The 25,969-nt window shown below is 63.6% G+C and carries 28 protein-coding genes and 1 tRNA gene; 11 read left to right on the top strand and 18 right to left on the bottom strand.

What is annotated here, in order from left to right; translation table 11 throughout:
- Positions 1 to 113: 113 nt before the first annotated feature.
- The 13 genes from NL532_RS02305 to NL532_RS02245 form a co-directional block, all read right to left on the bottom strand.
- Positions 114 to 701 (bottom strand): hypothetical protein, encoded by a 588-nt coding sequence (locus NL532_RS02305; protein ID WP_286487874.1) that lies wholly within the window; start codon positions 699 to 701, stop codon positions 114 to 116.
- A gap of 547 nt (positions 702 to 1,248) precedes the next feature.
- Positions 1,249 to 2,160, bottom strand: coding sequence for an ABC transporter permease (locus NL532_RS02300; RefSeq protein WP_023744942.1), 912 nt, complete (start codon positions 2,158 to 2,160; stop codon positions 1,249 to 1,251).
- Positions 2,157 to 3,257, bottom strand: coding sequence for an ABC transporter permease (locus tag NL532_RS02295; protein WP_023734808.1), 1,101 nt, complete (start codon positions 3,255 to 3,257; stop codon positions 2,157 to 2,159). Before NL532_RS02295 ends, NL532_RS02300 begins: the two co-directional genes overlap by 4 nt.
- Positions 3,254 to 4,777 (bottom strand): ABC transporter ATP-binding protein, encoded by a 1,524-nt coding sequence (locus tag NL532_RS02290; protein WP_023699370.1) that lies wholly within the window; start codon positions 4,775 to 4,777, stop codon positions 3,254 to 3,256. The genes NL532_RS02295 and NL532_RS02290 overlap by 4 nt, the downstream gene beginning before the upstream one ends.
- Positions 4,778 to 4,780: 3 nt before the next feature.
- A complete protein-coding gene (locus tag NL532_RS02285; protein WP_196813867.1) occupies positions 4,781 to 5,878 on the bottom strand; it encodes a BMP family ABC transporter substrate-binding protein in 1,098 nt (365 codons plus the stop codon).
- A gap of 26 nt (positions 5,879 to 5,904) precedes the next feature.
- Positions 5,905 to 7,284, bottom strand: a complete 1,380-nt coding sequence (locus NL532_RS02280) for an amidohydrolase (protein WP_023689144.1) — start codon at positions 7,282 to 7,284, stop codon at positions 5,905 to 5,907.
- Between the two features lies 1 nt (position 7,285).
- On the bottom strand, positions 7,286 to 7,945 hold the full coding sequence (locus NL532_RS02275; RefSeq protein ID WP_023699368.1) for a glutathione S-transferase family protein: 660 nt from the start codon (positions 7,943 to 7,945) through the stop codon (positions 7,286 to 7,288).
- The gene (locus NL532_RS02270; protein WP_023829329.1) at positions 7,942 to 8,787 is read right to left on the bottom strand and encodes an aromatic ring-hydroxylating oxygenase subunit alpha; all 846 of its coding nucleotides are present in this window, start codon (positions 8,785 to 8,787) and stop codon (positions 7,942 to 7,944) included. Before NL532_RS02270 ends, NL532_RS02275 begins: the two co-directional genes overlap by 4 nt.
- The gene (locus tag NL532_RS02265; protein WP_023819712.1) at positions 8,784 to 9,437 is read right to left on the bottom strand and encodes a Rieske 2Fe-2S domain-containing protein; all 654 of its coding nucleotides are present in this window, start codon (positions 9,435 to 9,437) and stop codon (positions 8,784 to 8,786) included. Before NL532_RS02265 ends, NL532_RS02270 begins: the two co-directional genes overlap by 4 nt.
- Positions 9,438 to 9,593: 156 nt before the next feature.
- Positions 9,594 to 10,034 carry an acylphosphatase gene (locus tag NL532_RS32380; RefSeq protein WP_444849051.1) on the bottom strand — a complete coding sequence of 147 codons (441 nt, stop codon included), beginning with the start codon at positions 10,032 to 10,034 and terminating at the stop codon, positions 9,594 to 9,596.
- 91 nt (positions 10,035 to 10,125) lie between these two features.
- Positions 10,126 to 10,202 (bottom strand) — tRNA-Arg (locus NL532_RS02255).
- A gap of 164 nt (positions 10,203 to 10,366) precedes the next feature.
- Positions 10,367 to 11,269, bottom strand: a complete 903-nt coding sequence (locus tag NL532_RS02250) for a DUF1003 domain-containing protein (protein WP_023703727.1) — start codon at positions 11,267 to 11,269, stop codon at positions 10,367 to 10,369.
- Between the two features lie 429 nt (positions 11,270 to 11,698).
- Positions 11,699 to 12,667, bottom strand: a complete 969-nt coding sequence (locus NL532_RS02245; protein ID WP_023689149.1) for a D-alanyl-D-alanine carboxypeptidase family protein — start codon at positions 12,665 to 12,667, stop codon at positions 11,699 to 11,701.
- Positions 12,668 to 12,916: 249 nt separating this feature from the next.
- Here NL532_RS02245 and NL532_RS02240 point away from each other — a divergent pair, with 249 nt between their 5' ends.
- The 4 genes from NL532_RS02240 to NL532_RS02225 all read left to right on the top strand — a co-directional run bounded on the left by NL532_RS02240 (position 12,917) and on the right by NL532_RS02225 (position 17,400).
- Positions 12,917 to 14,728, top strand: a complete 1,812-nt coding sequence (locus NL532_RS02240) for a methyl-accepting chemotaxis protein (protein ID WP_023829330.1) — start codon at positions 12,917 to 12,919, stop codon at positions 14,726 to 14,728.
- Positions 14,729 to 14,963: 235 nt separating this feature from the next.
- Positions 14,964 to 16,055 (top strand): hypothetical protein, encoded by a 1,092-nt coding sequence (locus tag NL532_RS02235; protein ID WP_023714518.1) that lies wholly within the window; start codon positions 14,964 to 14,966, stop codon positions 16,053 to 16,055.
- A gap of 267 nt (positions 16,056 to 16,322) precedes the next feature.
- Positions 16,323 to 16,943, top strand: coding sequence for a nucleoside triphosphate hydrolase (locus NL532_RS02230; protein WP_023671222.1), 621 nt, complete (start codon positions 16,323 to 16,325; stop codon positions 16,941 to 16,943).
- 85 nt (positions 16,944 to 17,028) lie between these two features.
- On the top strand, positions 17,029 to 17,400 hold the full coding sequence (locus NL532_RS02225) for a hypothetical protein (protein ID WP_023683605.1): 372 nt from the start codon (positions 17,029 to 17,031) through the stop codon (positions 17,398 to 17,400).
- A 25-nt stretch (positions 17,401 to 17,425) separates the two neighbouring features.
- Here the strand turns inward: NL532_RS02225 and NL532_RS02220 are convergent, their stop codons facing one another.
- The 3 genes from NL532_RS02220 to NL532_RS02210 all read right to left on the bottom strand — a co-directional run bounded on the left by NL532_RS02220 (position 17,426) and on the right by NL532_RS02210 (position 19,751).
- Positions 17,426 to 18,130, bottom strand: a complete 705-nt coding sequence (locus tag NL532_RS02220) for a glutathione S-transferase family protein (protein WP_023671224.1) — start codon at positions 18,128 to 18,130, stop codon at positions 17,426 to 17,428.
- 152 nt (positions 18,131 to 18,282) lie between these two features.
- Positions 18,283 to 19,491, bottom strand: a complete 1,209-nt coding sequence (locus NL532_RS02215) for a beta-ketoacyl-[acyl-carrier-protein] synthase family protein (protein WP_023671225.1) — start codon at positions 19,489 to 19,491, stop codon at positions 18,283 to 18,285.
- Between the two features lie 5 nt (positions 19,492 to 19,496).
- Positions 19,497 to 19,751: an acyl carrier protein gene (locus NL532_RS02210; RefSeq protein WP_023671226.1), complete on the bottom strand. Its 255-nt coding sequence runs from the start codon at positions 19,749 to 19,751 to the stop codon at positions 19,497 to 19,499.
- Between the two features lie 235 nt (positions 19,752 to 19,986).
- Here NL532_RS02210 and NL532_RS02205 point away from each other — a divergent pair, with 235 nt between their 5' ends.
- Genes NL532_RS02205 through NL532_RS02185 form a run of 5 tightly spaced genes read left to right on the top strand, consistent with a single transcriptional unit; the run spans position 19,987 to position 22,343 of the window.
- Positions 19,987 to 20,808 (top strand): urease accessory protein UreD, encoded by an 822-nt coding sequence (locus NL532_RS02205; protein WP_286487873.1) that lies wholly within the window; start codon positions 19,987 to 19,989, stop codon positions 20,806 to 20,808.
- Between the two features lie 30 nt (positions 20,809 to 20,838).
- Complete coding sequence (locus NL532_RS02200) at positions 20,839 to 21,141, top strand: urease subunit gamma (RefSeq protein ID WP_023689153.1); 303 nt, start codon at positions 20,839 to 20,841, stop codon at positions 21,139 to 21,141.
- A 10-nt stretch (positions 21,142 to 21,151) separates the two neighbouring features.
- Positions 21,152 to 21,406, top strand: a complete 255-nt coding sequence (locus tag NL532_RS02195; RefSeq protein WP_023671229.1) for a DUF1272 domain-containing protein — start codon at positions 21,152 to 21,154, stop codon at positions 21,404 to 21,406.
- Positions 21,407 to 21,435: 29 nt separating this feature from the next.
- Positions 21,436 to 22,029, top strand: a complete 594-nt coding sequence (locus NL532_RS02190) for a HupE/UreJ family protein (RefSeq protein ID WP_023689154.1) — start codon at positions 21,436 to 21,438, stop codon at positions 22,027 to 22,029.
- A gap of 8 nt (positions 22,030 to 22,037) precedes the next feature.
- The gene (locus NL532_RS02185) at positions 22,038 to 22,343 is read left to right on the top strand and encodes an urease subunit beta (protein WP_023671231.1); all 306 of its coding nucleotides are present in this window, start codon (positions 22,038 to 22,040) and stop codon (positions 22,341 to 22,343) included.
- Positions 22,344 to 22,369: 26 nt separating this feature from the next.
- On the opposite strand, the gene NL532_RS02180 is transcribed toward NL532_RS02185, so the two are convergent.
- Both NL532_RS02180 and NL532_RS02175 read right to left on the bottom strand, forming a co-directional pair.
- The gene (locus NL532_RS02180) at positions 22,370 to 22,867 is read right to left on the bottom strand and encodes a hypothetical protein (RefSeq protein WP_023689155.1); all 498 of its coding nucleotides are present in this window, start codon (positions 22,865 to 22,867) and stop codon (positions 22,370 to 22,372) included.
- Between the two features lie 123 nt (positions 22,868 to 22,990).
- Positions 22,991 to 23,353 carry a hypothetical protein gene (locus NL532_RS02175; RefSeq protein WP_023671233.1) on the bottom strand — a complete coding sequence of 121 codons (363 nt, stop codon included), beginning with the start codon at positions 23,351 to 23,353 and terminating at the stop codon, positions 22,991 to 22,993.
- 180 nt (positions 23,354 to 23,533) lie between these two features.
- Here NL532_RS02175 and ureC point away from each other — a divergent pair, with 180 nt between their 5' ends.
- On the top strand, positions 23,534 to 25,246 hold the full coding sequence (ureC, locus tag NL532_RS02170; RefSeq protein ID WP_031203249.1) for an urease subunit alpha: 1,713 nt from the start codon (positions 23,534 to 23,536) through the stop codon (positions 25,244 to 25,246).
- Positions 25,247 to 25,338: 92 nt separating this feature from the next.
- Positions 25,339 to 25,932, top strand: coding sequence for a hypothetical protein (locus NL532_RS02165; RefSeq protein WP_023829332.1), 594 nt, complete (start codon positions 25,339 to 25,341; stop codon positions 25,930 to 25,932).
- The last annotated feature ends 37 nt before the right edge of the window (positions 25,933 to 25,969 follow it).

Genomic DNA, 25,969 nt, shown 5'->3' with positions numbered 1-25,969 from the left:
CGCGAAACGCTGAACCGCTCGGCAAAGCTCTCTCCCTAAGAATGCCCGCCACCTTGCGGCATTGGGGCTGGCTGAGAGACTGATGCCCCACGGCACATGCGATGTTGCGGTACTCAGCGCCGCGCCAATATCCGGCAGAGCTCCTTCAGGTCCCGGTCGTAGGTGCCCTTGCCGCTGAGCACGCTGGCGCAGCGTTTCTTCATCTTGGCGATCTGGCCGGCCGACATGGCGCTGATGGCAACCACCGCCGGTCGCGCCGGCACCGCCGGCGTGTTGGGATCCCTGGGGCTGGTGGTCGTTGTCTGTGTGCCAATGCCGACGCCGACCCCGGCCGTCACTCCACTGCCCACCCCGACCCCGGCGCCGACCCCGACACTGCTGCCGACGGTTGCGCCGACCCCGACCCCGACGCCCGTGCCGACCGATACGCCGGCGCCGGCGGTAACGCCGCTGCCAACCGAGGCGCCGACACTGGCGGTGGTGCCGCTGGTGCCTCCGACCGTCGCTCCGGCATTGACGCCCTTGCTCCCGCCGACCGAGACACCGACGCCAAGCCCGCCGCCACTGCCGCCGACCGAAACACCCACCCCACCGCTGCCGCCGATGCCCACACTGAGCCCGCCCGCGCCAGCCGGAAAGCACAAAGCCACGGAAACCGCGCCGCCGGCCAAGACCTTTGTTAAACTTTTAAAGAAATCCATAACGCCGCTCCCTGTGCTGGTTGCCTGGACGCAGGTTGAACAGCATCCGTTACCAATATGATTACGCGAGTGTAGCGTTTTTAGTTTCTGCAAGAATAGGTAGTATTGGAAATCGTTGTTATGGCTTCTTGCGGCGACCGGAATATATATTTTGGAATTGGCGGAAAAAATCGAGGATTTGCGGTTAGACTCGGAACCTTAGACAGGCAGGACGAGTGCTCGCATGCGGGAATTTACCGGGCGCATGCCTCAGGCCATCTTGCGACGCCGCTTCGCTAGGCTGCGGTGGAGAATGGACCCTCGAGAATGGGGCTCGTACTGCAGAAAAGGGGACGATCCAAGAAACCCGCGACGATCTCCACCGATGTCGGGCGCGTTGTGCGCCACATCGTTCCGCTGCTCGCAGTCGACGGCGTCAGCGCTACCCTTGCGGGCATACCTTCGCCCCGTTTGGCGTTTCTGCCCTTTGGATCGGATGCCGATCGTCCGCTGGCGTTTCGAATCTCTTCAACTTACGCCGAGTTTCGCAAATCCACTTTAATCCCGGCTAACGTTCGAAGGGTTCGCCAAGCGAGGCGACACCGTTCAGCCTGAGCAAGCGGCGGTCCGCCGAGATGACACCGAGCACGACGATCGTAACGAGATAGGGAAGGCTGGAAAGCAGTTGCGATGGCAAGTCCAGACCGGTCGCCTGGGCGGCGAGGCTCATCAGCGAAACCGCACCGAAGAGGCAGGCACCCAGGAAGATGCGGCCAGCGAGCCACGTACCAAAGACAACGAGTGCGATCGCGATCCAGCCACGTCCGGCAATCATACCGTCCGCCCAAAGGGGCGTGTACACCGCCGCCGCATAGGCGCCGGCAAAACCCGCCATCATGCCACCAAAAGCTATGGCCGCGACACGGATAGCGATGACCGGATAGCCGATGGCGTGGGCTGCCTTGGGATTCTCGCCGATTGCCCTCACGACAAGGCCGACTCTCGTATAGGCAAACATCGCCCAGATCGCAAACGTCACGGCAAGGGAAAGCCATACGACGACGTCCTGGACAAACAGCCTGCCGACTACCGGGATTTCCGAGAGGCCGGGAAAGGCAAGTTTCGGGAGCCCCTTCACCGTCAAGCTCTCGTAGCTTTTGCCGAACAGCGCCGAAAGGCCCTGGCCGAGAATGCCGATCGCAAGGCCTGTCGCGACCTGGTTTGCCCGGAATCCGAGTGCCAGCACTGCAAAGACGAGGGACAGGACGGCGCTACCGAGGCCGGCGGCAACGAACCCCAGCAGGTGTCCACCGCCGTGGTAGACGACGATGAACGCGAGCACCGCGCCGAGGGCCATCAGGCCCTCTACGCCGAGGTTAAGAACACCGGCGCGCTCGACCACCAACTCGCCGAGTGCGGCAAGGAGAAAGGGGGTTGCCGCTGCGAGCATGCCCGAAATAATGAACTCGACGGCGTTCATGGCTGGCTCAGGTGATGGGGGCGGCGCCACTCGATGCGGTAGCGCACGAAGGCCACAGCGCCGAGATAGGCGAGCAGCAAGCTGCCTTGGAAGACGCGGACGGCGGCGATCGGCAGGTTTGCCGACACCATCGCATTGTCGCCGCCGATATAGAGGACAGCCATGAAGAGCGCGGAAAAGATGATGCCGACTGGATGCAAGCCGCCGAGATAGGCGACAATGATGGCCGCATAACCGTAGCCGGTCGAGATCGAGCGCTGCAGCTGGCCGAGCGGACCCGCGACTTCCGCCGCGCCTGCCAGTCCCGCCGCCATGCCACCGATCAGAAGCGACAGCCAAATCGCACGCCCTTCGCTGAAGCCGGCGTAACCGGCCGCGCGCGGGGCAAGGCCGCCGACCTTGAGCTTATACCCCATGAAGCTTCGCTGCATGAAAACCCAGGCCACCAGCGAGAGCGCAAGTGTGATGAGCAGCGAGACGTTGACGCGGGTACCGGTGATCAGGGTCGGCACCATCGCGTCGTTCTGAAACATGACGGATTGTGGGAAATTGAAGCCGGCCGGGTCCTTCCATGGGCCGAGCAGCAGGTAGTTGAGGACTTGCGCCGCAACGAGGCTCAGCATCAGGGAGACCAGGATCTCGTTCGCATTGAGCCTGACGCGCCAGAAGGCGGTGATAGATGCCCAAAGTGCACCGCCGAGGGCACCGAGAAGCAGCATCAGCGGCCAGATCCACTGCCCGGTCGCCTGCGGAAACCAGACGGGGATCGCCGAGGCGAAAATAGCGCCCAGGATAAACTGGCCCTCCGCGCCGATGTTGAACACTTTTGCGCGGAAACCGATCGCCAGCCCCTGAGCAATGAGGAGAAGGGGCCCCGCCTTCAGCAGCACCTCCGCAAACGATGCCCAGGAGAGGAACGGCTCGAGAAGCATCGCGTACAGGACGGCCGCCGGATCTCGGCCTATCAGCACATAAAGGCCCAGATTGAGGATGATCGCCATGCCAAGCGCGACAGCCGGGGCCAGCATGGCCGCGACGAGCGAGGCATGCTCCCGGCGGACGAGCGCGGGGAGGAACGGCGCGGCCCAAACGCTCATGCAGGAACCTTCTCTGGCGAGGCATGTGCTCCGATCATGTATCTGCCGATGTCTTCGGGGCGCGTGTCCCGCGTGACCAGAGGCGGACTCAGCATTCCATGATGGAGCACCTGGATGAAATCGCAGAGTTCGAAAAGTTCCTCGAGTTCCTCGGAAATTACGAGGATCGCCACGCCCAGGTTGCGCAACGCGATGAGCCGCCTTCTGATGGCGGATGCAGCGCCAATGTCTACACCCCAGGTTGGCTGCGCCACGAAAAGCAGTTTTGGCGACAGCATCATCTCGCGACCGACGATGAATTTCTGCAAGTTGCCGCCGGACAGCGAGCCCGCTTCGGCATCCGGGCCGGAGGCGCGGACGTCGTACCGACGGATGCATTCGCTGGTGAAAGCCGTCGCTCCGGCGCTGTTGATGAGGCCGCGCCTCACGAGATCGAAAGGATGGGCGGTAAGAACGGTGTTGAGCACGAGCGACATTTCAGGGACCGCGCCGCGTCCCAGCCGGTCTTCGGGCACGAAGGCGAAGCCAAATCTCCTGCGCGCGGCCGCATCGAGTGTGCCTACGTCGCGGCCCATCATGTAGATCCGGTCGCGTTGTTCCTTCAGCAGCATCGCTTCGCCCGAGATGAGCGCGGCAAGCTCGCCTTGGCCATTGCCCGATATTCCGGCTATGCCAAGGATCTCGCCTGATCGTACCGTGAGGCTGATGCCGGAGAGCGGCGTGGCAAAGGGGTCGTCCGGCGTGTAGTCCATGTCGATTATTTCCAGCCGCTTCTCCCCCTCGGGCATGGCCAACGCGGGCATCACCTCGGGCATGTCGCGGCCGATCATCATCCGGGCGAGGTCGTGCGCATCATAGTCGCGCGGGTCGACGGTGCCGATAACGCGCCCTCCACGCAAGACCGTCGCCTGGTCACAGATCGTGCGAATTTCCTCCAGTTTGTGGGAGATGAACAGGATGGACACGCCGCGGTCGCGAAGGCGCCTGAGCGTGTCGAACAGCTTCTTCACCGCCTGCGGCGGCAAGACCGAGGTCGGCTCGTCGAGAATGAGCAGCTTCGGGTCCGTCATCAGGCAGCGGATGATCTCCACCCGCTGCCGTTCGCCGACCGAGAGCGCGTGCACATCGGCGAGAGGATCTACTTCAAGGCCAAAATCCTGGCCGAGGCTGCGGATGCGCCCGGCCAGCTCCGCCTTGCCGCCGGGGACGACGAGCTGGATGTTCTCGACGACAGTCAGCGTCTCGAACAGCGAGAAATGCTGAAAGACCATGCCGATGCCCCTGCGCCGTGCCTCAGCCGGCGAGGCAAGGCGCAGAGGCTCTCCGTTCCAGACGACGGTGCCTTCGTCCGGCTGTTCAACGCCATAGATGAGCTTCATCAGCGTCGATTTGCCCGCCCCATTCTCCCCGAGGATCGCATGGATCGATTGGGGCGCCACGTCCAGATCGATGGCTTCGTTAGCCCGGATCTGGCCGTAGCTCTTCGAGATGCCGCGGAGCGACAGAAGGGGCGGGGTCATGACTTACTTCGGCAGTGGTGTGGTGACACCCTTGACGTGCCAGTCCATCGCGACGATCTCGGGATCCGCTATCGTCGCACCGGCGGCGGCGGCTTCGCTGCCGTCGGCCTTGGTGATTGGACCTGTGAAGGGCGAGAAGCTGCCGTCGGCGATCCTCGCCGCCACTTCCTTGATCTTCGTCATCGTGTCGGCTGGGATATCTGAGTTCCAGTCCACGACCTCCACCACCTTTTCCGCGACGCCGAGGAAGGTGTTGGCGCCCTTGAAAGTTCCGGCGAGATGGGCATCCACGGAAGCCTTGAAGAAGGGCGACCAGTCCGTCGCGATGCAGCCGAGATATTTCTTCGGTGCATATTTCTTCATCGACGAATTGAGGTTGAACGCATAGACGCCAGCCTCCTCGCAGGCCGAGATCACGGAGGGTGTGTCCTGCGCGTTCGAGAAGATCACGTCGCAGTTCTGTGCCATCAGCGCCTTGGCGGCTTCCTGTTCCTTGGCCGGGTCGAACCAGGAGTTCACCCAGACGACCGATACCTCGACATCGGGATTTACAGTCTGTGCGCCGAGCGTGAATGCGTTGATCGAGGTGATCAGCTCCGGAATGGCGAAGGCCGAGACGGAGCCGAGCTTGCCGGTCTTGGAAAGAGCTGCGGCGGCTATGCCGAGCAGGTAAGTGCCCTGGAAATACTTCGCCGCGAAGGGCGAGAAATTCGGCGCGGTCTGGAAGCCGGAGGCATGCAGCACGGTGACCCCAGGATCGCGGCGGGCGATCTGTAGTGCACCATTCTGGTAGCCGAATGAGCCGGCGATCAGGAACTTGTTACCGTCGGCGACGGTCTTGTTCATGATCCGGTCGGCGTCCGGCCCTTCGGCGATGTTCTCGATGACGGTGATCTTCACCTTGTCGCCGTAGGCGGCCTTGACCGGCTCGAGGCCGGCGGCGAGCGCATGGCCCCAGCCGACATCGCCGACCGGCGACGGGAGCACGAGCGTGATACCGAGCGGCTCGTCGGCCGCAAAGGCGGGACGGCTGCCAAGCGCGCCGGCAAGCCCTGTCGCGGCAAGGCCCTTCATCAGAGTTCTGCGGGTCAGATAGTTCAGCATGTCAGTTCCCCTGTCTTAAGTTGTTAGAATTCCACCGCGGCAAAGGCGGCTTCCGCGTCCGCAGCAAGCCGGGCCTCGTTCAGCCCGGTAAACGCACCCTTCTCCCAGACGATGCGGCCGTTGATCATGGTCATGTCGGTGGGCATGCCGATACCGACCTTGGCGATCAGGCTCAATGGATCGTGGCGCGTGCCGACATAATCCATGCGGCGCGTGTCGATCGCGAAGAGGTCGGCGGCCATGCCGGGCGACAGTCGGCCGATGTCATTGCGGCCCAGAAGCGCGGCCCCGCCCGTTGTCGCATAGCCGAGGAAATCGACCGGCGCAGGCACGGGATGAGCGCGCGTCGAGGCCGCCAGGCATTGCAGCATGTAGGCGGAATGGATGCAGTGCATGAGGTTGGAATTGTCGTTCGAGGCAGCACCGTCGCAGCCGAGACCGACGCGCAGGCCAAAGGCGGACATGGCGGGAATATCAGTCACCTCCGCGCCCACCAGATAGACCGGCTCAGGGCAATGCGAGACACCGGTGCCGCTCGCCGCCATCAGCCGCAGTTCGTCATGCGTCAGCTCCCAGCAATGGGCATAGAAAGTGTCTCGGCCGGCAAATCCGAGGTCCTCGAGATAGTCCACCGTACGCATGCCATGGCGGGCCTCGATGATCGGGCTTTCGCCCTCGCCGACATGGGTGTGCATCCGCACCCCGCGATCACGCGCCAGCGAAACCGATTCCACGAAGGTCTCGCGGTAGCAGTTGACCGGCTGGCAGGGAGCGACCACGACCTGACGCATGCTGAAGGGACTGGTGTCGTGATAAGTGTCGATGAGGCGTGCGCAGTCGGCAATGAATTCGTCCGTGGTCTCCAGCATCTCGTCTGGAATGGTCGAGCCTTCCGATTTTGGCAGCGTGTTGCCGCCGCGGCCGGCATGGAAACGCATGCCGAGAAGATCGGCCGCTTCGAACTGCCGGTCGATGAGCCGTTTTCCGGCATGGCGCGGAAAATTGTACTGGTGGTCGAAGGCCGTCGTGCAACCGTGCTTTATCATCTCTGCCATCGCCGTGATCGAGGCGTGGTAGAAACAATCCTCGTTGAGCCGGGAGAAGATCGGATAGATCCGGTCGAGCCATTCGATGACCGACAGCTTCGTCCAGTCGAGTTCGGCACGGTTGCGCACAAAGCACTGAAAGAAGTGATGGTGCGTGTTGACGAGGCCGGGATAGACGAACCAGCCGTCGGCGTCCTGCACGATAGTACCGGCCGGCAACTCGCTTCTGTGCAGGCCTTGCCCGATTGCCTCGATCTGCGGGCCATTCGTCAGCACATCGACATTGCGCCGGACGCTCGGACCCCTGCCCTCGTCGGTGATGACCGCTGCGCAATTCTTCAGGAGATAGCCGGTCACCTCACGCCTCGTCCAGCATGGGTCGCGGTTCGGGCTTCAATTCGTGCAGCCGGTGGATACCGGGCATTTCGATGAAATTGTCGAGGCTGCGGAGCGCTCGCGACCAGAGCCGGATCGTGGGATACGGATCGAGGGAAACGCCGCCGTCGGGCGCGAGCGCGACGTAGGGAAAGCAAGCAATGTCGGCAATCGTCGGCCGGTCGGATGCGAGAAACCGATCGCCACGCATTTTTTGTTCGAAGAGGCCGGCTTCCAGCTCACGTAGTGCCGCTATGCCATTGGCCTGAAGCGCACCGATGTCACCGGGACGCAGCAGCATCTCATGCAGGCGCGCGCCGCCGAGGTTGGCGGTCAGCCTGTGCGAGAAGGAAAGCCATTGCTGGATGCGCGCCGTCTCCTCGGGGGCGCCGCTGCCGAGCCAGGCCGGTGCTGCCTTCGCGGCGAGATAGCCAAGCATGGCGGAAGACTCGGTCAGGATCAGGTCGCCGTCTTCAAGGATCGGGATGGAGCCTCCCGGATTAAGCGCCATAAGCTCGGGGCCACGATGCTCGGCGCCGGGATGGAAGTCGACCGGGCGGATTTCGAGCTTCACACCTGACAGCGTGGCCATCAGGCGCACCTTGTAGCAACTTGGGGAGAGGATGTAGTCGTAAAGCTTCATTGTGCCACCAATTGCGCGCCGTAGGTATAATTGTGGCGCTTCAGCCAGCGGCGATAGGCGACCGAGGTCAGGTCGGCGCGCGTGGGGATTTCCATGCCGGGATCGAGCGGCAGAAGACGCGGGATCTGGTTTTCGAGGATCGAGCGGTCCTGCAGGAAAATCGTCTGCTGGAAATGGATGAGATCGGTCAGTGGCGTCTCGTCATCGAAAAGCGCCATCCATGGCCAGACGTCGCAGAGATCCTCGGCAAGCGGCTGGACGAATAGCGTAATGACATCCCATTCGCCCGGGCGCGGCGGGCAGGTCTTGTAGAGGACTGAGCAGGTCGGAGCCGGCACGCGGTACATGTATTCCGTCGTGATACCTCCGCTCGCGGATTTCGCCGCCTGCGGCTGGTAGAACTTCACCTGGGTCGCCCAGACCTCGTCCTCTTCCTCGCGGATCTCGACCTTGTAGTTTTCGACCTCGGTATGCGGCTCCGAGCCGAGGATGTCGGTATGGACGAAGGGGAAGTGTGCGATGTCGAGGAAGTTCTCGACGGCGCGGAGCGGCGAGCAGCGCACCCGCACCACGCCGACATCGACGAAGCGGCGCCCGGGCTGGTCTGCCTCGGGAATCGGAAAGACCGGTTTCTTCGGTTCGCCGAGCGACGACCAGATATGGCCATAGCGCACCGAAACCGGCAGCACGCGCCCGTTTTCGCCTGTCACTTTCGCCGCGCCATTGGCGTCGAGCGCAACCTTGATCGGCTCGTCCATCAGGGTGGTCTCGCGCCCATAGCGGTCGAGCCGGCTGAAAAGCCCGACCGGATACCATTCGTGGCGCATCGCATCGTCGATCATGGCACAGTCCCTTTCGCCTCGATCCCTTCGGCCATGCGCCGAAGGCTCTCGGCGGCTCGCGAGGCCGCGATGCGCTCGGACGCATCGCAATCGGCTGGAACAAGGACGTGGATCAGCGTCTCGCCGGCTTCCTGCGGGATAGGCAGCAGGCGGATTGCCGGCGCGCCGGGTGCCTGCCAGACGCATCCTTCAACGGTGGCCTTCGTACCGGCAGCGACAAAGAGCGCCGAACTTCCGGCGCGGGCCGTCAATGAACGGAGCGGGACGTAACCCTCAAAAAGGGGTGGCTTGCCGTCAGGCTCTCCATCCGCGACCCAGATGATCCCGCCTGCCTCTTCGACCAACCGGGTCGCAACTCGAATCGTCTCCGGCGGCGTGAGGCTGGGATGGGCAGGAATGCGCAGGCACTGACCGGCCTGCGAATAGGTCCAGCCGTGATAGATGCAGGAGAGCGCCTCGCCGCGCACGAAGCCATGGGAGAGGCGCATGCCGCGATGCGGACAACGATCCGCCGATGCCGCCAAGCGCCCCGATTGGCTTCGCCAGAGGGCAATGGGACCGGCGGGCGTCCGCGCCGGCATTACCTGTCCTGTTGGCAGATCCTGGGTAAGGGCGACCGGCACCCAGGTGTCCGTCTTGTCGGACAGCATGACCTTACTTTCCGTACTGATACTACTGTTTCCCGACCAGAGAGATGCCGGCGCAAGGAGTTGGCGAACCGCTCGATGCGGCTGACGTATGCATAATAATTTCGCAATTGCAATATTGGTTAAATTAAGTGCAAACCGAGGTAACCACACGCAAAGCTATATGTTTTTTTGCTCGACAGGCGCGCGGTCGATCGTCTCGACCCAGACCTCAATGGGCCCAAGCGAACATCCCATCTCCATCATGTCGATCAGCTCCGCCGCACCGGCAATATCGAGTTCGATGCGATCGGTGCTTGCATGAGCGATGTGGTGCGCGAGACCGAGCTTGGCCGCATGGCGCATGATCCAGGGCACGAAGGACGCGGGTTCGAGGTGGCCGCGAATGGTCATCCGCTCATGCAAGCGGTGTTGACTTTGCTTCATCACGAACGGAACGCGCGCCTTGGTGTCACGGTCAGCAGCATAGCGTCTGACTGAACGGGCGGAAGTGGTAATCGACGCGCCAATAACACCGAATATCGACTGATCGCCCGTGCCTAGACCCGGGCACTCATGCATGTCGCCCAGAAGTGAGCCGCGGTCCTGGGACAACGACATGCATTAAAACAAAGACTTCAAGCGCGTCGCATGAATCCGTTCAGCGTGACGGGCTTTAGGGTTATCTGAGCTATTGTAATACATCGGTAAGTGGCGCACCCGACAGGATTCGAACCTGTGACCTCTGCCTTCGGAGGGCAGCGCTCTATCCAGCTGAGCTACGGGTGCCTTCAAGGAACCTGAAAACGAACCAGCCGATAGGCCGGCCAGCCACGGCTTCTTAGCGGAAGCCGCGCCGGGCTTCAACGGGCAATTGGACGTGGCGATATTTTTCGAAGCCACGTCGCTCGGCTTGGCAACTTCGCGTCCGCCTTGCAGCCTCAGCCCGGGACTCACCCCGCCACCTCCACCTTCGCCACCCGCCTGCGCACCCTGCGCGGCGCCCGCTTCGCCTTCTTCGCGCCGGTCAGTTCGTGCATCGCATCCAGCTGCATCTGCTGCATTTCGGCCAGCCGCGTCCATTGGCGCGAGATCAGATAGTCGAGCTTTTCGTGCAAATGGCGCACTTCCAGCTCGGCTTTCAGGTTCACCCGGTAGTCGTTGAACGAGCGCAGGCGGTCCTTGGCCTCCGTCCGTCTCTGGCTCATCATGATGATCGGCGCCTGGATGGCGGCGATACAGGAGAGCAGCAGGTTGAGCAGGATGAAGGGGTAGGGGTCGAAGGCGCTGCTCACGCCCGCGATCAAATTGATGCCGATCCACACCGCAAGCACGCTGCCGAACGAGATCAGGAACCACCAGCTGCCGCCGAAAGCCGCCATGTTGTCGGAGACGCGGTCGGCGAACGAGCGGTGCTCCTCGAACTCCTCTTCCGAGTTTTCCGAAATCGTGTCCTGCCTGGCGATCGATTCGACCACCTGGCGGTCGAGCTCGGAGAATTCGCCATGCTCCTGCTGCAGCAGCTCCTCCATGTAGCGCATGCGGTAACGGCCGAGCTCCTCCCGGCTGATGCGGGCGCCGCGCGGCAGGTCGGGATGATCGGAGCGGATGCGGTCGGCCAGGCTCGGCCTGAGGTCGTCGATGCGCACCAGGTCACGCTTGCGAAACTTTCTACCTGATATCGCCGACGGTTTTCGCTTCGGCTTCAGGCGGCCATGGGGTTCGGAGTCCGGCACATCGGGCGCTTCCAGCGCCTCGTCGGCAACCAGTTCGGCGTCGTGGGCGGGCGGCGCCTCGAAATACTCGCCGCCGCTGTCGTTTTCATTGTCGGCCTGTTCGGATGGTTTTGGGCTCATGATGCCGGCTCCTGCTGTCGCGCCCACGATACGCCAAGGCGAGGCGGCATAGCCACTGTGGCGGTGAAGATTGGGGGCTTGTGCATGCTTGTGATGAATGCCTGCTGCAATTGCCTGTGGCAGCGCAGCCCCCCGGGGCCTCGCTCGCCTGCTGCTCGGCAACTAGACCGCCGAAGTGCTGTTGCCGACGGAGGTCGCGCCTGCTGCAGAGTTAAGATGAGGCAGCGATCCTTCACGACCCCCCTCTGTCCTGCCGGACATCTCCCCCTCAAGGGGGGAGATCAGATGTCGCCATGGCTTCGCCAAACACGAAAAAGAGGCGAGACGCCGAAGCTGCTAATCTCCCCACTTGAGGGGGAGATGGCCGGCAGGCCAGAGGGGGGTGCTGTCCCGCCGGCGTTTCAGAGTTCCTCCACCCAACGACGGGTTCTATTGCGGCGGTAAACCAGGCAACTGCGACCCCTGCGCCGGCAAACCAGGCGGCGGCAGGCCGGGCGACGCGGCCGGCTGATCTCCCGCAAACATCAGCCGCGTCTTCGTATCGGCCATGGCGGGCGACAGACTGCGCTGGATCAGCGCTTCGACATGGTCGTTGCGCTGCCTAGCGCTGTCGGCGCCCATCACCACCACGATCAGATGCCGGCCGTCGGCATTGTAGGACGTGACGATATTGTAGCCGGATGCCCTGATATAGCCGGTCTTGATGCCGTCGACGCCGCGCACCCGGCCGAGCATGTCGTTGTGGCCGCGCACCAGCCGGCCGCGGAACATGAAGTCGCTTTCGGAGAAATAGTGGAACTGCTGCGGGAAGCGGGCGCGCAGCGCCATCCCCAGCGTCGCCATGTCGCGCGCCGATGTGTGCTGGCCATCGTCGGGCAGGCCGGAGGCATTGCGGAAGACGGTGCTGCTCATGCCGATCTGGCGCGCCTTGGACGTCATCATGGCGGCGAACTGGTCCTCCGAGCCGCCGAGATATTCGCCCACCGCCACCGCCACGTCATTGGCCGACTTGACCACGATCGCCCGGATCGCCGAATCGACATCGATGCTCTCGCCGCGCTTGAAGCGCAATTTGGTCGGCGGCTGCCGGGCGGCATTGTCGGAGACCGGAATCTGCGTTTCCTTCGAGACGCGGCCGGACTCCAGCGCCTCGAACAGCAGGTACAGCGTCATCATCTTGGTCAGCGACGCCGGATAGCGTTGCGCCCTCGAACTGACTTCGAACAGCGTCTTGCCACTGCCGGCATCGACGACGATGGCCGCATATTTCTCCTGCGGCGCCGGCACCGCCAGCACGCTGTCGGGCGGTGCGGTGGTGCTGCAGCCGGCCACGAAGACAAGCAGCAGGAGGGCTGCGAGAAATTTCTGGGCGGGGGAGGGGAAATGGAAATTTGGCAAGTCAAGTCCGGCGTTGCTGAGAGGGCCGGAACCTAGCCTAACCCATTTTGTTCGTCCATTTGGTTAACGGCGGAGCTGCCGATGACGCTGCCAATCTCCCCCGCAAGGGGGGAGATCAGATGTCGCTTCGGCTTCGCCAACCATCGGCGCTGAAACGGCAACCTCCCGAAATCGCCTGCTTCCTGTCCTGTTTTGCCTGCGGGGTCGCGGTGCTGCTATAGAGGCGGCAATTGCTTGGGGGATTTGACAATGACCGGTGACATCGGCGCGGCTGCGCCATCTCTTATCAGGGCTTCGCTCAGCCGCACCGGCAAATGGGCCGGCAGCGTCGCTTTCATCGGCGGCGCCGCATCCGACATCCTCAATCCGCTGGCGCCGTTCGCCGCCTATATCGCGCTGGTCGCTTCGGTTGCCGCCGCCGTCATCGCCATTGCCATCGTTCTGCGGCTGGTGCTGGCCGCCAAGGCGCTGCCGGCGCTGATCTTTGCCACCAGCGCTGCCGCCGTCGCCGGCGGCGTCTATGGCCTGCAGCAGCAGTCCAATTCGCAGAACGGTGTGATCGCCGGCCTGGTGCCGGCCATCGCCCAGTTGCAGCAGCAGATGGGCATCGTCTCGGCCAGGGTGGCCAGGATCGAGCAAACGGTAACCGAGACGAAGCTGGCGGTCGACCAGGTCAAGCAATCGACCGACGCGGTGGCGAAGAAGACCGAGGAAATTGCGTCGACCCAGCAGCAGCAGGCTGAGCAGGGCGCGCAGACGCAAAAGTCGGTAGAGGCGGTCAAGCAGACGACCGAAACGCTCGCTGCCGGCCAGCAGAAACAGGCCGAGCAGGCGGATAAGCTTCAGGCGACCACCGAGCAGATCGCCGCCTCGATCGACACCATCGCCAAGGGCTTTGCCGCATTGGCCGCGCAGGGCGGGACGATCGCCGAGCCGAAGCGGCCGGACGAATTCTATCACAATGCCCGCGTCTACGAGCTTTCCGGCGACATGCTGAATGCGCGGCGCTCCTATCTCGCTTTCGCCGGTTTCGACGTCGACGCCGTCGATCCCTACACACGCTTCGCCACCCTGCTGCGCGTGCAGGACGGCAAGGCCGGCGCCCGCGAAGTGTTCGGCGCCCTGGCCGACAAGGCCAAGGCGCTGTCGATCAAGCTGGTCCATATCCTGCAGTTCGACGATGCCCAGCGTCTCGACAAGCTCAACGCCTTCATCGCCGCCAATCCGGATTTCGCACCGGCCTATTACCTGCTCGCGCAGGAGTTTTCCGAGGATCGCCTCGGCGTCCAGTCGCTGTCCGACAAGCGCAGCGAGGCCGAGGCGCTGACCAGGTTCGTCTCCTATGAAAAGGAAGGCGGGCTGCTCAAATATTTCGTCGACCAGACGCAGCTCGCCGACTGGCTCGACCGCAGCCGTACCCGCCTGACGGCGCTTGGCGACGTGCTCGACCCAGCACGCTTTGCCCCGACGCTGACGCCGATGCGCTCCAATGCCGGCTGGACGATCTCCATCTCGCTGCCCGAGGCCGCGACCGGCATTTCCTGGCGCATGGGTGTGTCAGGTCCGTTCACCGACACCGGGCTGATGGCGATGAACGACCAGCGCACCGGCAAGCCGATGCCCAATCCGAGCTTCGAATTGCCCGACAGCACCACGGCCACCATCATCGGGGTCAAATATCTCGATCTCAGGGGCCGCGAGACCGGGCCGTTCGACATAAGTTTCGATCCGGACGCGGCGCTGCAACAGGGCAACAAACAGATCCTCGACCAGTTCTGGACGTCGTGGATCGCCTTCGACGCCAGCGGCAATCACGGCCTGGTCTATTTCTCCCAGATGCTGTCATTCCGCTGCGGCATCAGGGAGGTGCGCTACAGCTTGAACGGCACGGCGCTCGACAAGGAGATCAAGCTGCCGCCTTGCGACAAGAAGGACCCGTACGCCATTCCTTATGACTACCAGCCTTACTTCAAGGTCGCCGACAACGTGACGTCGATGGCGGTGCAGGTCACCTACACCGACGGCACCAAGTCGCCGGTGCGCGAGTATAAGCGGCAGTAGGCGTCCATCCTTCCCCTTGTGGGGAGGGTCGATCCGCGTAGCGGATCGGGGTGGGGTCCTTGTAGGGCGCTACCCCCGCCCCGTCGAACAATCTCCGCTTCGCGTCGAGCGCTTGCCGACCCTCCCCACAAGGGGGAGGGTAAAAATCGCCCTGATGCAAAATGCCGGTCGCTGTGCTTGCGCATCCGTCACGGAGCGGGTTTGTTCGCTGCCATCAGAATCAGCAGGTGCGCGGATGGATACGGTCACGATCAAGGCAAAGGGCATTTCGGTCACGCTCGATCTCACTGTCGGCCATATCGCCGACATGACGGTCGACAGCGATGGCCGCCAGCTGAAGCCGCTGCACCGCGCGCCCTGGATCGATGCCGGCGAGACGCTGCCGCCGGATCTGCCTCAAGGCACGGTGCGGCTGTCTGGCGATTTCCTATGCGCACCGTTTTCGGCCAGCGACATCGAGGCCGCACCGCTGCATGGCTGGCCGGCCAACAGCCCCTGGGATGTCACCGTCAGCGAAGCGACATCCGACGGCTGGCGGGCCGTCTTCCGGTTGCGCCGCACGGTGATGGGCGCGACGGTCGACAAGATCTTCACGCTCCGCAACAGTCATCCCTTTCTCTATCAGGAGCATGTCTTTTCCGGCGGTTCCGGAGCGGTCTCCGCCGCCCACCATCCGATGGCGGCGATGCGCGATGGCGGCCGGCTGGCCTTTTCGCCGAAGCGCTTTGCCGGGACACTGGACGCACCGCTGGAGCCCGATCCGGCCCGCGGCCGCTTCAAGCTTTCCTATCCCGCCCGCTCGACCGATCTGACGCGCTTTCCAGCCACTGGCGGCGGCACGCTCGATCTCACCGACTACCGCATGGAGGATGAGCGCGAGGATTTCATCACCCTGGTCGAAGCCGATCATGACGGTCCGGGCTGGACGGCGCTGGCGCGCCGGGCCGAACAGGATCTGGTGCTGGTGCTGAAGAACCCGGCGGAGCTTCCGGTCACCATGCTGTGGTTCAGCAATGGCGGCCGCGACTACGCGCCGTGGAGCAGCCGCCATCGCGGCGTGCTCGGCATCGAGGACGGCCGCGCCGCCATCGGCCATGCCGCATCGATCGACGACAATTGGCTGAAGCGCGAAGGGGTCGCGACCGCTTTTACCCTCGGCGGCGAAGTCTCCTTCCGCCATGTCATCGGCACGCTGCCGCTGGCGAGCGGCGAGCCGCCGCGCGCTATCGGGACAGCCTCAGGTCACATGCATCTCACCGGAGCCGATGGTTCGACCCGCGATGTCGCATTCGACAGCGATTTCCTGCGGATCGGCCAGCCCGGCTGATTTTCGAACGCTGGCCCTGCCCCTCACCTGCCTGCCGGCATCCTCGACACACGGCACATGGAGCTTGTCCGCCGCACCGCCGCGCCAACCAATCTGCTTGGCGCTGCGGCGGACGCATAGGGGAGAAGTGTTACCCATCTATCGGCTGCACACCGGCAGGCGACGAGGGGCAGCGCTGACGTGGCGGATGTCGTGAGATTGCCCAAATCGCGGTTTGAAATTTCCTCAAACTGCCGACAAGATGCAAAGCATAACTGGAAGCGCCCAATGTCCGAAATCGCCCATCTCGCCGCCACCATCTTCAAGCGCGCTGGCAAGGCGAAACGCTTCATCGTCGCCATTGCCGGCCCGCCCGGCGCCGGCAAGTCGACGCTCTCGGCCGGCCTGCATGATCTGTTGCCGGAGGGCGCGGCTGAAGTCGTGCCGATGGACGGCTTCCACTATGATGACATCGTGCTCGACCAGCGCGGCCTGCGGTCAAGAAAGGGCGCGCCGGAGACTTTCGACTTCGCCGGCTTCGAGACGCTGTTGAAGCGCATCCGTTCGGGCGAGCCAGACATCGCCATTCCGGTGTTCGACCGCAGCATGGAATTGTCGCGCGCCGCCGCCTCCATCGTTGCCGCCGAGACCAAGTTCATCCTGGTCGAAGGCAATTACCTCCTGCTGGACGAGGAGCCGTGGTCGCGGCTGGCGCCGCTGTTCGACTTCACCATCTTTGTCGATGTGCCGCGTGCCGAACTCGAGCGCCGCCTTCTGGTGCGCTGGCACGAGCATGGCCGCTCCGACGAAGACGCCCGCGCTTGGATCGCTTCCAACGACATGCCCAACATCGATCGCGTGCTCGGCCGTCGCAGGTCCGCCGACCTGGTTGTTGGCGATCCCGCATAGTTCGCTGGACTTCGGAACGGGAACCTTAAGACTTTCAGGTCGTTATCTCTCATCGGCAATCGTGCCGCCGTGAGGGAACCGTCAGATGGCAACCAAGGCAAAAACACCCGCCAAGAGCAAGACCGCTCAACCCAAAGCCAGGCAGGCAAAGGCCACGCAGGCGAAGGCAGGCGCCGGCCCGGCGATCGCCGAGCGGTCCAAGGACGCAAAGCCGGCTTTCGGCAAAGCGGCGCCAAAGAAGGTAGAACCGGTGGCGACGGCAAAGGTGACGGCGAAAACCGCCAAACCCAAGAAGCCGGCAAGCAGCGGCTCGGTGGCCGGCGGCGCGATGCGCACCGTCAAGGCGACCGCCAATGTCGCCGCTGGTGCGGTGGCGGCGACAGCCAGGGGCGCTGCGTCGCTCGCTGCGTCCGTCATCGGCAAGGGCGGCTCGAAAAGCAAGGCCAAGGCGAAATAGACCCGGCTGCTTCGGCTGGCCGAGGTCAATTCCTGGCGGGAATGGTCAGGCCGCGCTGCACCGCGGGCCGCGCCAGCCCGCGCTCCAGCCATGCCGCGACGGTGGGGAAGTCGTCGAAGCCGACGAGTTCGCGCGCCTCGTAGAAGCCGATCAGATTGCGCACCCAGCCCAGCATCGAAATGTCGGCGATGGTATAGTCGTCGTCCATGATCCAGGTTCGACCCTTCAGCCGCGTCTCCAGCACCCCGATCAGCCGCCGCGATTCATTGCGGTAGCGATCCAGCGGCCGCTTGTCGGCGATCTCGCGTCCGGCGAATTTGTTGAAAAACCCGACCTGTCCGAAAATCGGCCCGATCGCCGCCATCTGGAAGAACACCCATTGGATGGTCTCGTAGCGCCGCGCCGGATCGGCAGGGATCAGCTTGCCGGTCTTGTCGGTGAGGTAGAGCAGGATGGCGCCGGATTCGAACAGGCCGAATGGCCTGCCGCCCGGCCCGTCGGGGTCGATGATCGCGGGTATCTTGCCGTTCGGGTTCAGCGACAGGAATTCCGGCGTCCAGCTCTGGTCCTTGCCGATATCCACCAGATGCGCCTCGTAGGGGAGGCCGAGTTCTTCCAGCGCGATCGAGACTTTCACCCCATTCGGCGTCGTCGCGGAATAGAGCTGCAGGCGGTCGGGGTGGCTGGCCGGCCAGCGCTTGGTGATCGGAAAGGCGGACAGGTCGGTCATCGAAAGCTCCGGTCGGGAATTTGGCGCGGTATCGCGCCGTCTGGCGAGTTGCGAAGGATTATCCTCGGCTTCTTTGCCGATCAACCGGTCGAAGGTGCACACACCGTCTTCGCAGTCATTCAGGGCCAGTCGCTCAGGCCAGTCGCTTGCCGTCAGACCGCCTTGAACGCCACCACGGCATTGGTGCCGCCGAAGGCAAAACCGTTGCTGATCGCCGCGCGCACCTTGCGCTCGCGCGCCACATTCGGCGTGATGTCGAGATCGCAGTCGGGGTCGGCCTGCCGGAAATTGGCCGTCGGCGGCACGATGCCTTCGCGGATCGCCATCACGCAGGCGATCATTTCCAGGCCGCCCGAGGCGCCGAGGCAATGGGCATGCATCGACTTGGTCGACGACACCGACAGCTTATAGGCATGGTCGCCGAAGACGCGCTTGATTGCCGCCGTCTCGATCTGGTCGTTGGCCTTGGTGCCGGTGCCGTGGGCGTTGAGATAGTCGACGTCCTCGGGATTGAGCCCGGCGTCCGCCAGGCAGGCGCGCATCGCCGCCGTCGGTCCCTCGACAGTCGGCGCGACGATATCGGAAGCGTCGGCGGAAAGGCCGGCTCCAGCAAATTCGGCCAGAATGGTCGCGCCGCGCGCCATGGCGTGTTCATACGTTTCCAGCACCGCCATTCCAGCACCTTCGCCGAGCGACAGGCCTTGGCGATCGGCCGAGAACGGCCGGCAGGTATCGGGCGCCAGCACCCGCAGGGCCTCCCAGCCCTTCAGGATGCCCCAAAGCAGCGGCGCGTCGGTGCCGCCGGCGACCATGACATCGGCGCGGCCGAGCCGGATCTGGTCGACCGCCGAGGCAAAGGCGTGATTGGACGAGGAGCAGGCCGAAGTGACGCCGAACACCGGCCCGCGCAGGCCGAGATTCATGCTGACATGGCCGGATGCCGCACTCGGCATCACTTTCGGCACGGTGAAGATGCCGGCCCGGTTCTTGCCGTCGACCAGGATGGCGCGATAGTTCTCCTCGATCGCCTCCCAGCCGCAGACGCCGACGCCGACAACCGCGCCCATCCGGTAGGTGGTTGCTTCAGTCGATGTCAGGCCGGCATGCTGCATGGCTTCGCGCGCGGCAATCGTCGCCAAAAGGCTGAAGCGGTCCATCGACACGGTCTGCTTGTGGCTGATGCCATGGTCGGGCAGCGTCTTGATTTCGCAGCCGACCTTGACCTTCAAATCATGCAAACCGGGATTGCTGATTTGACCGATGGCCGATCGGCCGGCCCGCATTTCGTTCCAGATTGCAGGCGCATTGGCGCCGAGCCCGCATATGCCGCCGATGCCGGTAATGACGACGCGCTTTTGCATTCAGCTCAGGCTTTTTTCGCAATCAGCGCGCGAACAGCCTCAACCATATCGCCGACATTCTTGAGATTGCTCCAGGCATCGACCGTGTTCATCTCGATCTCGATGCCGTACTGCTCCTCGAGATCGAAGATGATCTCGGTCAGTTCCAGGGAATGGATGCCAAGCGCGGTCAATTCCGTATTGGTGGTGATCTCTTCGCCACCGGGCTCCGCATGTGCCCTGATCTTGGCGATGATTTCCGTTGCCAGCTCGTCAGCCATTCGATTCCTTCCCCAATTTTATAACGTCGCGGTGCCGATTGGTTGGCGCCCCTGTTGCCTGGACTGAAATCGCCGTCGCCTTCAAAAACCCGCCAGGCGCAGCATGACCGTTCCAAAGAGGCTCCCTCTATAGAAACGGAAACGCTGTCAAGCAACAAGCTATATCAACAAGCACCATATCGACAAAGCGCCGGGAGTGCTTAACGTTAGCGCCGTGGATACGTTGCAGCATGTCTTGATCCCAGCTCTTCCGGCCCAGCGCGCGGCCGGGGCGGCCCGGCTTGCGTGCGGCGTCAGGGATGGACGCACCCGGCTTTTGCGCCTCTATCAGGACGGCTCGGCCAAAATCCGCATGCCGGCCGTTGCGGCCGATCCGCTCGAAGCCGTGCTCATCAACACCGCCGGCGGTCTGACCGGCGGCGATCGGCTCGGCTGGGAAATCGATGTCGGGCCAGGTGCCTCCGCCTCGATAACCACCCAGGCCTGCGAAAAGATCTATCGTGCCGCTAGCGACCGCGCCGAAGTTCGGGTGAAGCTCAGCGTCGGCGCGGGCGGGCGTATCGCCTGGCTGCCCCAGGAAACCATCGTCTTCGACCGCTCGGCCTTTGCCCGCACGCTCGAGGTCGAGCTTGACGCAGGCGCCGAGGCATTGCTGCTTGAAGCCACCATATTCGGCCGCCTCGCCATGGGCGAAGAGGCCGCGCACGGCCATTTCCACGACCGTTGGCGTGTCCGCCAGGATGGTGCGCTCGTTCATGCCGAGGATTTCCGCATCGGGCCGGCTATCGCGGCGGCACTTGGCCGCCCGGCTGTCGCCGGCGGCGCCATTGCCGCTGCGACGCTGCTGATGGTCTCGCCGCAGGCCGAAGCCTTGCTCGATCCGGCCCGCGACATCGTCGGCGCCGACGGCGATGCCAGCGCCTGGAGCGTCAAAAAATCTGGCAAGCTTCTTGCGAGGCTGTTTGCCGAGGACGGCTATCAGCTGCGCAAGCGGCTGGTTCCGCTCGTCGAACTGCTCAACGGGCGGGCGGGTCTGCCCAAATTATGGTCACTCTGAGCCAAATACAGGCCAAATCCAGGAAAGCGCATGAACCTGACGCCGCGTGAAAAGGACAAGCTGCTCATCGCCATGGCGGCGATCGTGGCGCGCAAGCGGCTGGAACGCGGCGTCAAGCTCAATCACCCCGAAGCGATCGCGCTGATCACCGATTTCGTCGTCGAGGGCGCCCGCGACGGCCGCCCGGTCGCCGAACTGATGGAGGCCGGCGCCCATGTCATCACCCGCGGGCAGGTGATGGAAGGCATCGCCGAGATGATCCACGACGTGCAGGTCGAGGCGACCTTTCCCGACGGCACCAAGCTGGTGACCGTTCACGAACCGATCAGGTGAGGAGAAAACGATGCTGGAGCTGCGACCGAATTGCGAATGCTGCGACAAGGACCTGCCGCCGGAAGCGGCGGACGCGCTGATCTGCACCTTTGAATGCACCTTCTGCGCTGACTGCGCTGAACATGTGCTGGGCGGCGTCTGCCCGAACTGCGGCGGCAATTTTTCCGCACGCCCGATCCGCCCAGTGGAGAAACTGGTGAAATATCCGGCCTCGACCCAACGCGTGCTCAAGGCCGAGGGCTGCGGCCCGCGCAAGGCTGCGTGATTGTTTTCGTGACTTCGAAGGGAAGACCGATGATCTCTGCTTCAACCAAACGCACCACGCTTGCAGCGATCCTGCTGCTGGCGGCGGCGATGCCCGCCTATGCCCATGTCGGCATCGGCACGACCTCGTCCTTCGCGGCGGGCTTCGCGCATCCGCTGTCCGGCCTCGACCATATGACCGTCATGGTAGCCGTCGGCCTGTGGGCGGCGCTCAAGGGCGGCAAGGCAATCTGGGCCTGGCCGCTGGCCTTTGTCGGCGTCATGCTGGTCGGCGGCGCGCTCGGCATGCTCCACGTGCCGGTGCCTTTCGTCGAACCGGGCATCCTTGCCTCCGTCGTCGCGCTTGGCTTGCTGGTGGCGTTGGCGGTCGATCTGCCGGTCTCGGCCGGAGTCGCCATCATCGGCCTGTTCGCGCTGTTCCATGGCCATGCCCACGGCACCGAAGTGCCGGAAAATGCCGGTGGACTTGACTATATGGCCGGCTTTGCCGTTGCCACCGCACTTCTCCATGCCATGGGCATCGCTGCCGGCCTTGGCCTCGGCATGCGCTTTCGCGGGCTTGCCCGCGCCGCTGGCGCCGCTTGTGCTGCAGTCGCCGTCGGCCTGGTCTTCGGCGTTTTGTGAGGCTAACGATGATTCCCGGCGAAATCATCACGGCAAGCGGCGACATCGAGCTCAACAAGGGGCTGCCGACGGTGACGCTGAAGGTGGCCAACAGCGGCGACCGGCCGATCCAGGTCGGCAGCCACTACCATTTCTTCGAGACCAATGAGGGGTTGAAATTCGATCGCGACAAAGCGCGCGGCATGCGTCTGGACATTGCCGCCGGCACCGCGATGCGCTTCGAACCGGGACAAGAGCGGGACGTCACGCTGGTGCCGTTCGGAGGAAAACGCGAGGTCTACGGTTTTCAGCAGAAGATCATGGGCAGGCTGTGAGATCGACGGGGTCGGGCGCCCTGAGGTCAGTTCGACGGCCTGGCCGCCGCGTAGATGACGATTCTTGCCGAGCCGTCGAATTCCACCGCAAGGACGTCTTCCGTAAGCACGCGCCGCGAATCGATGGCGTTGAACAGCAAGGCGTTGGCGTCGATCTCCTTGCGCAGTTCCGCAATGTCATCCTGATGCTGTTCGACCTTGCTCTCGACCGCCGGCGGCGGGCCGCCTTCGCTGCGCGCCGCGTCGGTGAGGAAGACGATATCCACAGTATCGAGCTTGGACGTCTTGCGCACGGCGCCGATGTTCTCACGCGTCCGCTCGATCGCGGTGATGATCTTGTTGGTCTGTGGTTCCGTCCGCGCCTCCTCCTGCCGGACATCGGAGCCGACGATCCTGTTGACGGTGTCGGCCCGGTTGACGGCGTCAGCGCTTTCAAGACCTTGCGCGGCTTGCGGGCCGAAAGCTGCGAGAAATGTGCAGGCAGCAAGGCTCTGGAGCCATCTGGTGTCGGCAAAGACAGGCATTGCTCGCTCCTGGTGGACTTTTCTGTGCAACGCCGTTCGGCGCCAAAGGAACGAAACGCCTCCTGTCGGGCGAAGGTTCCCTGTGGGCTGGCGGGCCGGGTGCCGGCCCGCCAAGCGCTTCTTTCAGCTTGCCTTCTTGGTGACAAGGGTCAGCGCGCCATCGGTGGTCATGCTGGCGGCGACCACCTGTGCCGAGGTGAGCCCCTTGGCTTCGAGCGCCGACTTGATCTGCGGCGTCGCGTCGATCGAAGAGCGCAGTTTCTGCAGCCCGGCATCGCCACGCTGGGCGATCACCTGATTGACCTGCGTCTGGGTGGCCTTGGGCAATTCGCTGATATCGACGATGTTGACCTTCTGGATCGCCGGCGCCGCCGGCTGAGCGCTGGGCGCCGCCGGCTTCGGTTGCGGCGTGGGCTGCTGCTGGGCGCCGGCTACGGTTGCGGAGGCCAGCGTGGCGGCGGCTGCAAGAACGATGATTTTGCGCATGTATTTTCCTTTCATCGATTTGGCCAAGGGTTTGGCAAACGGGCGGTTTGGGGTGGCACGGCCACCTCAACGGCCAAATGGGATCAGAAGGTGTCGCCGAGCGGGTCATTGCATGACCATTGGATGGCGACGATGTGGAGTTCGGCTGCGGCCGGACTCTCGTTTGGGGAGCATTGACTGATGGCTAGAATTACCCGCGCCGCCTACGCGCAGATGTATGGCCCGACGGTCGGCGACAGAGTGCGCCTGGCCGATACCGAGCTGTTTATCGAGGTCGAAAAGGACCTCACCGTCCATGGCGAGGAGGTGAAATTCGGCGGCGGCAAGGTCATCCGCGACGGCATGGGCCAGAGCCAGGTGTCGCGCGCCGGCGGCGCGGTCGACACGGTCATCACCAACGCGCTGGTGGTCGATGCCACTGCCGGCATCTTCAAGGCCGATATAGGTCTCAGGGACGGCCGCATCGCGGCGATCGGCAAGGCCGGCAATCCCGACACGCAGGACGGTGTCACCATCATCATCGGCCCCGGTACCGAGATCATCGCCGGCGAGGGCAAGATCCTGACCGCCGGCGGCTTCGACGCGCACATCCACTTCATCTGTCCGCAGCAGATCGACGAAGCGCTGATGTCGGGCATCACCACCATGCTCGGCGGCGGCACCGGCCCGGCGCATGGCACGCTGGCCACCACCTGCACGCCCGGACCCTGGCACATGGCGCGCATGATCCAGTCCTCCGACGCTTTCCCGATGAACATCGGCCTGTCCGGAAAGGGCAACGCCTCGCTGCCGGCAGCGCTGGAGGAAATGGTGCTGGGCGGGGCCTGCTCGCTGAAGCTGCACGAGGACTGGGGGACGACGCCGGCGGCCATCGATTGCTGCCTGTCGGTTGCCGACGATTACGACGTGCAGGTGATGATCCACACCGACACGCTGAACGAATCCGGCTTTGTGGAGAACACCGTCGCCGCCATCAAGGGCCGCACCATCCACGCCTTCCACACCGAAGGCGCCGGCGGCGGCCATGCGCCCGATATCATCAAGGTCTGCGGCCTGCCCAACGTCATTCCGTCTTCGACCAACCCGACGCGGCCCTACACCGTCAACACGCTGGCCGAGCATCTCGACATGCTGATGGTCTGCCACCATCTGTCGCCGTCGATCCCTGAAGACATCGCCTTTGCCGAAAGCCGTATCCGCAAGGAGACCATCGCGGCGGAAGACATTCTGCACGATATCGGCGCCTTCTCGATCATCTCGTCGGACTCGCAGGCCATGGGCCGTGTCGGCGAGGTGGCGATCCGCACCTGGCAGACCGCCGACAAGATGAAGCGCCAGCGCGGGTCATTGCCGCAGGAGACCGGCAACAACGACAATTTCCGCGTCCGCCGCTACATCGCCAAATACACCATCAACCCGGCCATCGCGCATGGGCTGTCCAGGGACATCGGGTCGATCGCGGTCGGCAAGCGCGCCGATCTGGTGCTGTGGAACCCAGCCTTCTTCGGCGTCAAACCGGACATGGTGCTGATCGGCGGCATGATAGCCGCAGCCCCGATGGGCGACCCCAACGCCTCTATCCCGACCCCCCAGCCCATGCACTACCGCCCGATGTTCGGCGCCTATGGCAAGGCCAGGACCAACTCGTCGGTGACCTTCGTTTCCAAGGCGGCGCTGGAGTCCGGCCTGCATGGCAGGCTCGGCGTCGACAAGCAGTTCGTCGCGGTCGAAAATACCCGTGGCGGCATCGGCAAGCACTCGATGATCCTCAACGACGCCACGCCGCATATCGAGGTCGATCCCGAAACCTATGAGGTTCGCGCCGATGGCGAACTCTTGACTTGCGAGCCGGCAACCGTGCTGCCGATGGCGCAGCGGTATTTCCTGTTTTGAGGCGAGGGGCGATTTGATCGACCCGGCAAATTCCATTGCGAGCCGGTCGGTGCCGCCGCAATATGCGGCTCAAAGAAACCGCGTAGCAGGTCATGGCCACCGAAATAGCCTCCGCCCACGACATCTTCCCGCATATCCGCATCGTCATGGGCATGGTGATCGGACTTGGCGTCGCTCGCCTGCTGTCGGGGGTGGCGCGCATCGTCCAGCATCCCGGCCAGTACAGGCTCTATCCCGTGCACCTCGGCTGGGTCGCCTCCATGCTGTTGCTGCTGGTGCATTTCTGGTGGTGGGAGTTCGGCCTCTACACCATAGAGGTCTGGACTTTCGGCAAGTACCTGTTCCTGATCTTCTACGCCATCACGCTGTTCCTGCTGTGCGCGCTGCTGTTTCCGGATTCGATGCTCGACTACACCAGCTACGAGGATTTCTTCTATTCACGCCGTGGCTGGTTCTTCGGCCTGCTGGCGACGACCTATCTGCTCGACGTCGTCGACACGCTGCTGAAGGGTCCCGAGCATTTCGCCCGCTACGGCAATGAATATCTGTTCCGAACGCCGGTTTTCGTGGTGTTGTGCATCGCCGCCATACTGGTGCGTGACCGCCGCTTCCACATTGCCTTCGTCGCCGGCACGCTGATCTATCAGATATCGTTCATCCTGCGGCTCTTCGACACCATCGGCTGAACAGTGGCTATGGTTTAGGGTCGCAGGAAAGAGGGTT

Source organism: Mesorhizobium sp. C120A, assembly GCF_030323105.1.
Lineage (GTDB): Bacteria > Pseudomonadota > Alphaproteobacteria > Rhizobiales > Rhizobiaceae > Mesorhizobium.
This window is presented reverse-complemented; position numbering and strand designations above follow the sequence as displayed.